This window comes from Streptomyces sp. CC224B (assembly GCF_030010595.1).
GTDB lineage: Bacteria > Actinomycetota > Actinomycetes > Streptomycetales > Streptomycetaceae > Streptomyces > Streptomyces longispororuber.
In genome coordinates this window covers 23,710-36,774 of sequence record NZ_JASCXL010000057.1, presented here as the reverse complement: position 1 = coordinate 36,774, position 13,065 = coordinate 23,710, and the positions used below count along the sequence as shown (strand labels likewise).

Annotated in this window: 9 protein-coding genes; all 9 read left to right on the top strand. The window is 74.5% G+C overall.

The window, feature by feature from the left end:
* Positions 1–2: 2 nt before the first annotated feature.
* Positions 3–1,937, top strand: a complete 1,935-nt coding sequence (asnB, locus tag QK440_RS22650; protein ID WP_282795006.1) for an asparagine synthase (glutamine-hydrolyzing) — start codon at positions 3–5, stop codon at positions 1,935–1,937.
* A gap of 37 nt (positions 1,938–1,974) precedes the next feature.
* Positions 1,975–4,155, top strand: coding sequence for a bi-domain-containing oxidoreductase (locus tag QK440_RS22645; protein WP_282795005.1), 2,181 nt, complete (start codon positions 1,975–1,977; stop codon positions 4,153–4,155).
* Positions 4,152–6,116, top strand: a complete 1,965-nt coding sequence (locus QK440_RS22640) for an alginate lyase family protein (protein WP_282795004.1) — start codon at positions 4,152–4,154, stop codon at positions 6,114–6,116. The genes QK440_RS22645 and QK440_RS22640 overlap by 4 nt, the downstream gene beginning before the upstream one ends.
* A gap of 8 nt (positions 6,117–6,124) precedes the next feature.
* Positions 6,125–7,645, top strand: coding sequence for a right-handed parallel beta-helix repeat-containing protein (locus tag QK440_RS22635; protein WP_282795003.1), 1,521 nt, complete (start codon positions 6,125–6,127; stop codon positions 7,643–7,645).
* Positions 7,646–7,718: 73 nt separating this feature from the next.
* Positions 7,719–8,966, top strand: a complete 1,248-nt coding sequence (locus QK440_RS22630) for an O-antigen ligase domain-containing protein (protein WP_282795032.1) — start codon at positions 7,719–7,721, stop codon at positions 8,964–8,966.
* 2 nt (positions 8,967–8,968) lie between these two features.
* The gene (locus QK440_RS22625) at positions 8,969–10,246 is read left to right on the top strand and encodes a glycosyltransferase (RefSeq protein WP_282795002.1); all 1,278 of its coding nucleotides are present in this window, start codon (positions 8,969–8,971) and stop codon (positions 10,244–10,246) included.
* Positions 10,243–11,493, top strand: coding sequence for a class I SAM-dependent methyltransferase (locus QK440_RS22620; protein WP_282795001.1), 1,251 nt, complete (start codon positions 10,243–10,245; stop codon positions 11,491–11,493). The genes QK440_RS22625 and QK440_RS22620 overlap by 4 nt, the downstream gene beginning before the upstream one ends.
* Positions 11,490–12,389, top strand: a complete 900-nt coding sequence (locus QK440_RS22615) for a glucose-1-phosphate cytidylyltransferase (RefSeq protein ID WP_282795000.1) — start codon at positions 11,490–11,492, stop codon at positions 12,387–12,389. The genes QK440_RS22620 and QK440_RS22615 overlap by 4 nt, the downstream gene beginning before the upstream one ends.
* Positions 12,386–13,063: a PIG-L family deacetylase gene (locus QK440_RS22610; RefSeq protein ID WP_282794999.1), complete on the top strand. Its 678-nt coding sequence runs from the start codon at positions 12,386–12,388 to the stop codon at positions 13,061–13,063. Before QK440_RS22615 ends, QK440_RS22610 begins: the two co-directional genes overlap by 4 nt.
* Positions 13,064–13,065: the final 2 nt, after the last annotated feature.

Here is a 13,065-nt window from a genome sequence, read left to right as displayed (position 1 = left end):
ACATGTGTGGCATCGCAGGCACGTACCGGTGGCCGGACGGGAAGGTCGTGACCGACCGGCTCACCGATGTCCTGGCCCACCGCGGCCCGGACGGGTCGGGCCGCTACAGCCACCCGGCCGGTGACGGCGACGTGCACCTCGGGCACCGCCGCCTCGCGATCATCGACCTGTCCGGGACGGGCGCCCAGCCGATGGTCTCGGGCGGCCTCGCCCTGACGTACAACGGCGAGCTGTACAACGCGCCCGAGCTGCGCGCCGAACTGGCCGCCACCGGGGTGCGCTTCCGCGGCACCTCCGACACCGAGGTGCTCCTGGAGGCCTGGCGGCGCTGGGGCACCGGCTGTCTGGCGCGGCTGCGCGGCATGTTCGCGTTCGGCATCTTCGACGAGCGCACCGGTGAGCTGGTGCTCGCCCGCGACCAGCTCGGCATCAAGCCGCTGTTCCTGCTGCGGCGCGGCGAGGGCCTGGTGTTCGCCTCCGAGCTCAAGGCGCTCGCCGCCGTGACCGGCGGCTCGCTGGAGGTGGACCACGCGGCGCTGGTGGCCTCGCTGCTGTACTACTGGGTGCCGGACTCGCGCTGCGCGTTCCGCGAGGCGGAGAAGCTGCCGCCGGGGAGCTGGCTGCGGTTGCGTCCCGACGGGCGCGTGGAGCGCGGCCGGTACTGGAGCCTGAAGGACGTCGCCGCCGAGGGGCAGGAGCAGGCCCGGGCGGGCGAACTGCCGGACCTGGCCGCCGTGGTCGAGGAGTCGACGCGGCAGCACCTGCTGTCCGACGTGCCCGTGGCGACCTTCCTCTCCGGCGGCCTCGACTCCAGCTATCTGACCGCGCTCGCGGCCCGCCACCGGCCCGGGATCTCCGCGTACACGATCGGGTTCCGCGCCGAGGACGCCCGGTTCGAGGCGATGCCGGACGACCTGCGGTACGCCCGGCAGGTGGCCGGGGAGTTCGGCGTCGACCTGCACGAGATCGAGATCGCCCCGGACGTGCTCGACCTGCTGCCGCGGATGACGTACCACCTGGACGAGCCGATCGGCGACCCCGCCGCGATCAACACGTACTTGATCTGCCGGGCCGCCCGGGAGGCCGGGGTGAAGGTGATGCTCTCGGGGATGGGCGCCGACGAGCTGTTCGCCGGGTACCGCAAGCACCTGGCCAACCTGCTGGCGCTGCGCTACCAGCGCGTCCCGCGGGCCCTGCGGCGCGGGGTCGCCGGGGCCGTGGGGCGGCTGCCGGTCGCCACGAGCCGCCGGGGGTACCGCTCGGTGCGGTTCGCGAAGCGGTTCCTGTCCTTCGCGGAGCTGCCGGAGGAGACGGCGTTCCGGCGCAGCTACACCCTGTACGACCGGGACGAGCTGCTCGGCCTGGTCGCTCCGGACCTGGCCGGGGCGGTCGACGACGTCCTGGCCGAGCACGCGGACGTCTACCAGGACAACGACCTGGACGACTTCGTCAACCGCATGTGCCTGGGGGACGCCCGGATGTTCCTGCCGGGCCTGAACCTCGCGTACACGGACCGCTCCAGCATGGCCGCGTCGACCGAGGTGCGGGTGCCGTACGTGGACGTCGGGGTGGTCGAGGCGGCGTTCGCGGTGCCCGGCGACCGCAAGGTCGTCGGCCGGCAGGGCAAGGCCGTGCTGAAGGAGGCGGCCGCCTCGGTCCTGCCCAAGGAGATCGTGTACCGGCCCAAGGGCCTGTTCAGCGCGCCGCTGCGCGCCTGGATGAGCCGGGACCTGGCGCCGCTGGTGCGCGAGGTGGTCCACGACGGCGTGCTCGTCTCCTCCGGGATCCTGCGCCGCGACGCGCTGGCGCGGCTGGTGGCCGAGGACGCCGCCGGGCAGCGGGACTTCTCCAAGCATCTGTGGCATGTGCTGACCCTCGAGTACTGGTATCGCGGCGCGACCTCCGGGTCCGGCGACAACGCTCGCCTGACGGCGTAGAGATCTCGCCTGACGGCGGAGGAACAAGGGGACTTCGGTGAAACAGGTTGTGCAGAACTACAAGAGCGGCGAGCTGGCGGTGCTCGACGTGCCGGTGCCGGGGTGCAAGCCGGGCGGTGTGCTGGTGCGCAGCTCGTACTCGCTGATATCCACCGGCACCGAGCTGATGAAGGTGTCCGAGGCCGGCCTGTCGATGGTGGGCAAGGCCCGCTCCCGGCCGGACCAGGTGGCCAAGGTCATGCAGAGCGTGGCCACCAACGGGGTGCCCGCCACCTACCGCAAGGTGATGGGCAAGCTGGACTCCTACACGCCGCTCGGCTACTCGCTGTGCGGGGTGGTCGAGCAGGTCGGCGCCGGGATCGACGACGTGGCGGTGGGCGACGTCGTGGCGTGCGCGGGCAACGAGCACGCGCTGCACGCCGAGGTGAACTGGGTGCCGAAGAACCTCTACGCGCGCGTGCCGGAGGGCCTGGCCCCGCGGCACGCGGCGTTCGGCACCGTCGGGGCGATCGCGCTGCAGGGCGTCCGCCGGGGCGAGCCGCACCTCGGCGACGTGGCGCTGGTCATCGGCCTCGGCCTGATCGGGCAGCTCGTGGCGCAGCTCCTCACCGCCTCGGGGGTCCGCGTCGTCGGCGTCGACCCCGACCCGGCGCGCTGCGCGCTCGCCGAGCGCCTGGGGGCCGCGGCCTGCGGCGACCCCGCGTCCGCTGCCGTGGAGGCCGCCGTCGCCGGGCTCACCGACGGCCACGGCGTGGACCACGTGTACCTGGCCGCGGGCGGCGACAGCAACCAGCCCGTCGAGCTGGCCGCCCGGCTCTGCCGGGACCGCGGCCGGGTCGTCGACATCGGCAAGTGCCGCCTGGACCTGCCGTGGAACGCGTACTACGAGAAGGAGCTCGACGTCCGCTTCTCCCGCAGCTACGGCCCCGGGCGCTACGACCCGGAGTACGAGCTCCAGGGGCGGGACTACCCGATCGGCTACGTGCGCTGGACCGAGCGCCGCAACCTGGCGTGCTTCCTCGACCTCGTCGCCCGCGGCCGCGTCGACGTGGCGCCCCTGGTCTCCCACGTCGCCGACTTCGACGACGCCGTCGCGACGTACCAGCGCCTGAAGGACGGCGACCTGAAGGCCGTGGCCGTGCTGTTCCGCTACGCCGGCCGCTCCGGGACGGCCGTGGCTGCCGAGGCCCCGTCGGTGGCGGTGCCCGCGGTGCGCGTGCGGCCGGGTCCGCCCAGGCCCGCCGCGTCGCCGGTGCGGCTCGCCTTCGTCGGCGCGGGCACCTATGCGACGTCGATGCTGCTGCCGCACCTGGCCGGGCGCGACGGCGTCGAGCTGTCCACGGTGGTCACCACGACGGCGCTGTCCGCGGCCAACGCGCGGCGGAAGTTCGGCTTCGCCGAGGCCACCACCGACCTGGACGCCGTACTCGGTGACAAGTCCGTCGACGCGGTCTTCGTGGTCACCCGGCACAGCTCGCACGCCGAGCTGACCCGCAGGGCCCTGCTCGCCGGCAAGGCGGTGTTCGTGGAGAAGCCCCTGGCCCTCACCGAGGAGGAGCTGGCCGGGGTGCTCGCGGCGGTGGAGGAGTCCGGCAACGACCGGATCCAGGTGGGCTTCAACCGCCGGTTCGCGCCGCTGCTGCGGGAGGCCCGGGACCGGTTCGGCGTCCGGACCGGTCCGGCGAGCGTCCGCTACCTGGTCAACGCGGGCCGCCTGGACCACGGCAGTTGGTACCTGCGGGAGGCGACCGAGGGCTCGCGGTTCGCCGGAGAGGGCGGGCACTTCGTCGACACGGTGAGCTGGCTGCTCGGGGCCGACCCGGTCTCGGTGTACGCGACTGCCCCGGCGGGCACCGAGGACCTCCAGGTCGTGCTCCGCTACCCGGACGGGTCCACCGCCACCGTCAGCTACGTCACCTCCGGCCCGGCGAGCCTCCCCAAGGAGACGCTGGACCTGGTCGCGGACGGCAAGGCGCTGCGGCTCGACGACTTCGTCCGGGCCTCGGTGTACACCCGCAAGCGGTGGGTCAGTTCGCGGCTGCCCAAGGCCCGGGACAAGGGCCAGCAGGCCGAGCTGGCCGCGTTCGTCAAGGCCGTGCGGACGGGCGGCCCGATGCCGGTGCCGCTGGAGTCCCTGGCCGCCACCACGGCGGCCACCCTCGCCGTGCGCGCGAGCCTGGCCGGGGGCGCGCCGGTGACGTTGGCGAGGACGCGATGAGCACGGGCCCGGGCTGGTACCTGCGGCGCCTGTCCCGGATGGGGCCGCGGGAGGTCGGCGGCCGGGTGGGCGACGCGGTGCGCAGGCGGCGCTGGCGGTCGGCGCGGCCGGACGCCCCGGCCGTGACCGGCGCCCGGTTCACCGCGGTCCTGCCCGCCGGGGCGCTCGACGCGGTGCCGCCGGACGCCGCGAAGCGCCTCGTCGCGGAGGCGGACCGGCTGCTCGCCGGGCACGTCGCGTACTTCGGGGTGGTCCGCGACGACCTGACCGATCCGGATTGGTGGTACGACCCGAAGACCGGGCGCCGCGCGCCCTGGGGCCACGCCTTCGACGTGCCGTACCGGAACGAGGACGCGGTCGGGGACATCAAGCAGATCTGGGAGCCGTCCCGGCACCAGTACCTCACCCAGCTCGCCGCCGCCTACGCGCTGACCGGCGACGAGCGGTACGCCGCGCGCGTGGCCGCGCACCTGCGGTCGTGGTGGGCGGCCAACCCGCCGCTGCGCGGCGTGCACTGGATCAGCGGCATCGAGCTGGGCATCCGGCTGCTGTCCTGGGTGTGGATCCGCCGGCTGCTCGACGGCTGGCCGGGCGCGGCCGGCCTGTTCGAGGGCAACCCGGTGGCGTGCGAGCAGATCTGGTACCACCAGCGCTGGCTCGCCGCCTTCCCCAGCCGGGGCACATCGGCGAACAACCACGTCATCGCCGAGGCCGCCGGACAGGCCGCCGCGGCCTGCGCGTTCGGCTGGTTCCCCGACTCGCCGCGGTGGCGGGCCGAGGCGCTGCGGTCCCTCGCGCGGCACCTGCCCGCCAACACCTTCCCCTCCGGCCTCAACCGGGAACTGGCCACCGAGTACCACGGGCTCGTCCTCGAACTCGGCCTGGCCGCCGTGGCCGAGGCCGACGCCGCCGGGGTGCCGGTGCCCGCGCCGGTCCGCCCGGTGCTCCTGCGGATGACCGACGCGCTCGCGGCCGTCGTCGACAACCGGTTGCGGCCGCCGCGCCAGGGGGACGCCGACGACGGGCACGGCCTGGTCCTGGACGGCGCGGGCACCGACCGCTGGGCCTCGCTCCTCGCCACCGGGGACGCCGTGTTCGGCCGGCTCGCCTGGTGGCCCGAGGTGACCGGCACCGACGTGCGCACCCCGCTGCTCGCCGCGCTCGTCCGGCCGTCCGCGCGTCCGGGAACCGCGCGGGCCGCGGCCCGCCCCACCGCGCGGCCGGACCACTTCGCCGACGCGGGCATGACCCTGCTGCGCGGCCCGGCGGAGATCTGGTGCCGCTGCGACGGCGGCCCGCACGGCTTCCTGGGCATCGCCGCGCACGCCCACGCGGACGCGCTGTCCGTCGAGGTCCGGCACGACGGGGTCGACGTGCTCGCCGACCCGGGCACCTTCTGCTACCACGGGCAGCCCGAGTGGCGGCGGTACTTCCGGTCGACCCTCGGCCACAACACCCTGCAACTGGACGACGCCGACCAGTCGGTGTCCGGCGGCCCGTTCCTGTGGACCCGGCACGCCCGCAGCCGCGTCCTGGTCGCGGAGCCGGCCGGCGCCGACGGCGGGACGGCCCGCTGGTGCGCCGAGCACGACGGCTACCGGGGCTCCGTGCACCGCCGCCGGGTGGAGCTGACCGCCGCGCGCCGGGAGCTGCGCGTGGTGGACGAGGTGCGCGGCCCGCGCCGGGCCGCGCGGCTGGCGTTCCACCTCGGCCCGGCCGTCACCGCGGACCTGGCGGGGAACCGGGCGGTGCTCACCTGGACGCGGGACGGCGAGGACCGCTCCGCGGTGCTCGACCTGCCCAGGGAGCTGTGCTGGCGGGCGCACCGCGGCGCGACGGACCCGCCCCTCGGCTGGTACTCCCCCGGCTTCGGGCGCAAGGAGCCCGCGACCACGCTGGTCGGCACCGGCTTCACCGAGAGCGCGCGGGGGTTCACCACCGTGCTCAGGTTCCGCAGCTAGGGGGGCGCGTGGGAATCACGTGGCGGAAGGGGGCGTGGCCGGCGGCACCGCTGGCGCTGGCCCTGCTGGCGGTGACCGGCTGTGACAGCGCGCCGGACGCCCGGGCGGAGCCGACCGCCGGGCCCTCCGCGGCCGTGGCCCGGGTGTGCGCGAAGCCCGCGGCCGGGCCGGCGAAGGCACCGGCGGGCGCGGTGCCGGTCGACCCCGCGGTGGTCGGCGACCTGGCCGCGAAGACCCGCGGCCACCCGCCGCGCACCACGTTCTGGCTGCGGCCCGGCACGCACCGGCTCGCCCCGGGCCGCTACGCCCAGGTCGTCCCCAAGCGGGGCAACCGCTACCTCGGCGCGCCGGGCGCGGTCCTCGACGGCCGGAAGAAGAACCAGTACGCGTTCGGCGGCGGCGCCCGCGACGTCACCATCCGCCATCTGACGGTGCAGCGCTTCCAGGCGCCGCCGGACGAGGGCGTGGTCAACCACGACTCCGCCGACGGCTGGGTGATCGAGCACGTCACGATCCAGCACAACTCCGGCGCCGGGCTCATGGCCGGCGCCCGCCAGCGGGTCCGCGCGAGCTGCCTGCGCGGCAACGGCCAGTACGGCATGAACGCGTACAAGGACGACGGCCCTCTGACGGACCTGGTGGTCGAGGGCAACGAGATCACCGGCAACAACACCGACGACTGGGAGCGGCGCCGCAAGGGCTGCGGCTGCACCGGGGGCGTCAAGTTCTGGGCCGTCGACGGCGCCGACGTACGCGGCAACTGGGTGCACGACAACCGCGGGGCGGGGCTGTGGGCGGACACCAACAACAACGACTTCCGCATCGAGGACAACGTCCTTGAGGCCAACGACGGCGCCGCGCTGATCTACGAGACCAGCTACAACGCGGTCATCCGGAAGAACACGATCCGGCGGAACAACTGGGTCGAGGGCCGCAGGTACGCCGACCGCGGCGACACCTTCCCGTTCGCCACGGTCTACCTCTCCGAGTCCGGTGGCGAACCACGGGTGAAGGCCCGTACCGACAAGATCGAGATCTACCGGAACGTGCTGGAGGACAACTGGTCCGGCATCACCCTGTGGGAGAACGCCGACCGGTTCTGCAACAGCCCGGCCAACACCTCCACCGGTGACTGCACGCTGCTGGTGCGGGACACCGACCGCTGCGCGCGGCCGGCGATCGCCACCGCGCCGCTCTACGACGACTGCCGGTGGAGGACGCAGCGGGTGGACATCCACGGCAACCGCTTCGTCCTGGACCCGTCCGTCGTGCGGTGCACCGCGAAGTGCGACCGCATGGCGGTGCTCGCCAACTACGGCACGTACCCGGACTGGTCGCCCTACCAGGGCCGGCGGGTGGCCGAGGCGATCACGCACAAGCAGCACAACCGCTGGCACGACAACGTCTACCTCGGCCCGTGGAAGTTCGTCGCCCACGACCCGAGCCGGGTGCTCGACTTCGGCCAGTGGCAGAGCGCGCCCTACGAGCAGGACGCGGGCAGCACCCTCGACGTACGGGCGGGTGGTTGAGGTGGAGCGGGAGCCGCTGCACGGCGGAGCGGAGGCCACGGGCAGCCCGCGGCCTGAGCCGCCGCACGCCGGGGTGGAGGCCGCGGGCAGCCCGCGGCCGGGCGCGCCGGGGGCCGTCGGGGTCGTGTGGGGGCTGCTGGTCCTGAACACGCTCGGCTCCGCCGGGGCGCGGACCATCGTCCCGCTGCCCCGCTCCCTCATCCAGCTCGTCACCATGGGCGCGCTGGTGGCCGCGTTCACGCTGGCGCTCGCGCTGAACCTGCGGCTGCGCGTCCGCGCCAGCGCCTTCCTGCTCCTGCTCACCCTGCTGCTCGTGCCGAGCGTGCTGTCCAGCCTGCAACTGGAGTCGGGCCTCGGCGCGCTGTTCCGCTGCGCCCGGCTGGCCCTCTTCGTCGCCACGCTGTGGCTGCTCAGCCGCTGGTGGGACGGCGAGGTGACGTTCGTCCGGCACCACATCCGGATGTACTTCGCGGTGCTCGGCTCGGTGGCCGCGGGCCTGGCCGTCTCCCCGGGCGCGGCCCTGCCCGACCTCTACGGCGGGCGCCTCGTCGGCGCGCTGTGGCCGCTCACCCCGCCGCAGATCGGACAGTACGCCGCGGTGATCACCGGGCTCACCGTGCTGCTCGTCCTGGGCCGCAGGACCGACCGGACCAGCGCGGCGGTCGTCATCGTGCCCTCGCTCGTCCTGCTCGCGCTGACCCACACCCGGACGGCCACGCTCGGCCTGCTCATCGGCCTGGTGGTGGCGATCGGCTCGCTCGTCCTGACGAGCACCGCGGCCCGCCGGTTCTTCACCTGGACGGTGCTGTGCGCCGCGGTCGCCGCGGTGGGGTTCGCCTCCGCGCTGCGGGCGTGGTTCCTGCGCGGCCAGAGCCAGGAGCACCTCACCAGCCTCACCGGGCGGGCCAAGGTCTGGGACGCCCTGCTCGCGGCGGACCGCTCGACCGTGGAGAAGGCGTTCGGCGTGGGCCTGGGCGACAAGTCGTTCGGCGGGCTGCCCATCGACAACAGCTGGCTGGCCGTGTACCACGAGCAGGGCTGGACGGGCGTCACCCTCGTGGCGGCGGCCGTCCTCGTGCTCGGCGGCGTCGCGCTGCTGCGGCCGCCGTCGCTGTCGCGGGCCTGCGCCCTCTTCCTGATCAGCTACTGCGCCATCGCCTCGTACACCGAGGCCGGCCTGGGCGACGCCTCGCCGTACCTGCTGCACCTGACCGTGGCCGCCTCGCTCCTCGCGGCGCCCGCCGCGGCCACGCCCCTGCCGGCGCCCACGACCCGTCGCCGACGCGTCCCGCGCTGGGCCCGGAATCCGGAGGTGACCTGAGCATGCACGTGCTGGTGGTGCACAACCGCTACGCATCGGCGCAGCCGAGCGGCGAGAACAAGGTCGTCGACCAGGAGGTGGAGCTGCTGCGCGCGGCCGGCCACCGGGTCGGCGTGTTCGAGCGGCGCAGCGACGACATCGCCGCCCGGTCCCTGCCCGCCAAGGCCGCGGTGCCGCTGCTCGTGCCGTGGAACCCGGCGGTCCGCAAGGAGCTCGCCGCCCGGCTCCGCGCCGAGCGGCCGGACGTGGTGCACGTCCACAACGTCTTCCCGCTCCTGTCACCCGCGGTCCTCGCCGCCTGCGCCGACGCCGGTGTGCCCGCCGTCGCCACGCTGCACAACTACACGCAGGTCTGCCCGCCGGGCACCCTGCGGCGGGACGGCCGCCCGTGCACCGAGTGCGTCGGGTCGGCCGTCCCGCTGCCCGCCGTCCGGCACGGCTGCTACCGCGGCTCCCGCCTCGCGACGGTGCCGCTCGCGGTCGGCCTTTCGGTGAACCGGCGGCGGTGGTGGTCCGGCGTGGAGCGGTTCTTCTGCATCTCCGCGGCGCAGCGCGACACCCTGGTGCGCTCCGGCATGCCGCCCGAACGCCTCGTGGTGAAGCACAACTTCGTGCCCGAGCCGGACGTCCGCCGCGAGGGCCCCGGGGAGTACCTGCTCCACCTCGGCCGGCTCGCGGAGACCAAGGGCGTACGGCTGCTCATGGCCGCGTGGGACGAGATCGCGGCGGGCGGCGGGGTGGGCGTGCCGCTCGTCATCGCGGGCGCGGGGCCGCTGGAGCGCGAGGTGAGGGCCTGGGCGGCGGGCCGGGACGACGTGCGGTACGCCGGCCTGTACGACCCGGCGCGGTGCCGCCAGGCCGTCGCGCGGGCGGTCGCCGTGGTCGCCCCCTCGACGTGGCTGGAGACGTTCGGCCTGGTGGTCGTGGAGGCGATGGCGGCGGGGGTCCCGGCCGTCGCCGCCGGCCACGGCGCTTTCGTCGAGCTGGTCGAGGACGGCGTGACCGGGCTGCTGCACCGCCCGGGCGAGCCCGCCTCGCTCGCGGCGTGCATCCGCCGGATCACCGCCGAGCCCGCGCGCAACCAGGAGTGGGGCCGGGCGGCCCGGCGCCGTTACGAGCGGGGGTTCAGCCCGGCCGTCGGCCTGGAGCGCCTGGTGGAGGGGTACCGCACCGCGATCGCGGGACGGTCCGGCGGCGGGGAAGGCCCGCCGCCGGCAGGAGACGCAAGCAGTGGCTCGCGGCGGGGGGCCCGCGCGAGCAGGGATGGGGGCAGAAGATGACACGATGCCGACTGTGCGGGTCGGCGGCGCTGGCGAGCGTCGTCGACCTGGGGGCGACCCCGCCGTGCGAGAGCTTCCTCGCCGCGGAGCAACTGGACGAGCCGGAGCCGACGTACCCGCTGCACCTGCGGGTGTGCACCGACTGCTGGCTGGCGCAGATCCCCGCGCTGATCACGCCGGAGGAGACGTTCACGCAGTACGCGTACTTCTCCTCCTACTCGACGTCGTGGGTGGAGCACGCCCGCACGTACGTCGCCGGTGCCGTGGAGCGCCTGGGCCTCGGCCCCGACGCCTTCGTGGTCGAGGTCGCGAGCAACGACGGGTACCTGCTGCGGCACCTGGTCGACCGCGGAATCCGCTGCCTGGGCATCGAGCCGTCGGTGAACGTCGGCGCCGCGGCACGGGAGGCGGGGGTGCCCACGCTCACGGAGTTCCTGGACCCGGCGACCGGCGCCGCCGTCCGCGCCGAGCACGGCCCGGCGCACCTGGTCGTGGCCAACAACGTGTACGCGCACATCCCCGACGTCATCGGGTTCACCAAGGGGCTGCGCGCCCTGGTCGCCGACGACGGCTGGGTCTCCGTCGAGGTGCAGCACCTGCTGACTTTGATCGAGAAGAACCAGTACGACACCGTCTACCACGAGCACTTCCAGTACTACACGGTCGCCTCCGCGGCCCGGGCCCTCGCGAGCGGCGGTCTCACGCTCGTGGACGTCGAGCTGCTGCCCACGCACGGCGGCTCGCTCCGGCTGTGGGCCCGCCCGGACGGGGCGGCGGGCGAACCGTCCCGCCGGGTGGCGGACGTGCTGGACCGGGAGAAGGCCGCCGGGCTCCAGGAGCTGTCCGGGTACACCGAGTTCGCCGCCCGGGTGGCGAAGGTGCGCCGGGACCTGCTGCGGTTCCTCATCGAGGCGGCCGAGCGCGGCGAGACGGTCGTCGGCTACGGCGCCCCGGGCAAGGGCAACACCCTCCTCAACCACTGCGGCATCCGGCCCGACCTGCTGCCCTACACCGTCGACCGCAACCCGCACAAGCACGGCCGGTACACCCCGGGCACCCGCGTCCCGATCCTGCCGCCCGAGCGGATCGCCGCCGACCGGCCGGACTACGTGCTCGTCCTGCCGTGGAACCTGCGGGCCGAGCTGGTCGGGCAGCTGTCCTTCGTGGGCGACTGGGGCGGCCGCCTCGTCTTCCCCATCCCCGAACTGAGCGTCGTCGACGTCGCGTCCGGAAAGGTCACAGCATGAAGGTCGTCCTGTTCTGCGGCGGTTACGGGCTGCGCATGCGCAACGGAGCCGCCGACGACGTGCCCAAGCCGATGGCCATGGTCGGCCCGCGCCCGCTGATCTGGCACGTCATGCGCTACTACGCGTACTACGGGCACACCGAGTTCATCCTGTGCCTCGGCTACGGGGCGCACCACATCAAGGACTTCTTCCTCACCTACGAGGAGACGGCGTCCAACGACTTCGTCCTGCGCGGCGGGCGGACCGAGCTGCTTTCGACGGACATCGCGGACTGGACGATCACGTTCGCGCAGACCGGCATCGAGTCGCCCATCGGGGAGCGCCTGCGCCGGGTGCGGCACCACCTGGACGGCGACGAGATGTTCCTCGCCAACTACGCCGACGTGCTGACCGACGCCCCGCTGCCGGAGATGATCGACCACTTCGCCGGGCGGGACGCCGGGGCGTCGATGATGGTGGTGCCGCCGCAGTCCTCGTTCCACTGCGTGGACCTGGGCGAGGACGGCCTGGTGGGGGGCATCACCGCGGTGAGCGAGCTGCCGCTGTGGGAGAACGGCGGCTACTTCGTGCTCCGCCAGGAGGTCTTCGACCACATACCCGAGAACGGGGACCTGGTCGCCGACGGATGCGCCCAACTGGCCAAGCGCGGCCGCCTGGTGGCGCACCGGCACCGCGGCTTCTGGAAGCCGACCGACACCGTGAAGGAGCGGGCCGCGCTCGACGCCGCCTACGCCCGGGGCGAGCGGCCGTGGGCCGTGTGGGAGCGGGACGGCATGCCCGTCACCAGGGGCGGCGTGCCCGTCGCCGGGGGCGCTGTGCCGGTCGCCGGGGGCGGTGTGCCGGTCGCCGGGAGCGGCGTGCCCGTCGCCGGGGGCGGCGTCGGGGCGGGCGCGTGATCCGGCTCGGCGCCGGGCGCCTGGACCGGCTCGTCGCCCTGGGCGCGCACTGCGACGACATCGCCATCGGCGCCGGCGGCACCCTGCTCGCGCTGTGCCGCGCGCGGCCGGGCCTCCGCGTCGAGGCGCTGGTGCTCTCCGGCGGGGGCGGCGAGCGGGAGCGGGAGGAGCGGGCCGCGCTCGCCGCCTTCTGCCCGGGCGCCGACCTGCGCCTGACCGTGCTCAAGCTGCCGGACGGCCGGCTGCCCGCGCACTGGGACGAGGCCAAGTCCGCGGTCGAGGAGCTGCGCGAGCGGGCCGATCCCGACCTGGTCCTCGCCCCGCGCGCCGACGACGCGCACCAGGACCACCGCGGCCTGGCGCAGCTCGTGACCACCGCGTTCCGCGACCACCTCGTGCTCGGCTACGAGATCGTCAAGTGGGACGGCGACCTCGGCCGGATGACGGCGTACCAGCCGCTGGCCCCGGAGACCGCCGAGGAGAAGGTGCGGCTCCTGCAGGAGCACTACCCCTCGCAGCGGCACCGGCCCTGGTACGACCGGGATGCCTTCCTCGGCCTCGCGCGGATCCGCGGCATCGAATGCCACGCGCGCTACGCCGAGGCGTTCGCCGTCACCAAACTCACTCTGAACCTCACCCCGAACCTGAACCCGAACCCGGACCTGGGGGACTGAAC

Excerpts from the sequence above, each read along its gene's own strand:
- QK440_RS22620 (WP_282795001.1), top strand. The coding sequence starts at position 10,243 with ATGACACGATGCCGACTGTGCGGGTCGGCGGCGCTGGCGAGCGTCGTC.
- asnB (WP_282795006.1), top strand. The coding sequence starts at position 3 with ATGTGTGGCATCGCAGGCACGTACCGGTGGCCGGACGGGAAGGTCGTG.
- QK440_RS22640 (WP_282795004.1), top strand. The coding sequence starts at position 4,152 with ATGAGCACGGGCCCGGGCTGGTACCTGCGGCGCCTGTCCCGGATGGGG.
- QK440_RS22625 (WP_282795002.1), top strand. The coding sequence starts at position 8,969 with ATGCACGTGCTGGTGGTGCACAACCGCTACGCATCGGCGCAGCCGAGC.
- QK440_RS22615 (WP_282795000.1), top strand. The coding sequence starts at position 11,490 with ATGAAGGTCGTCCTGTTCTGCGGCGGTTACGGGCTGCGCATGCGCAAC.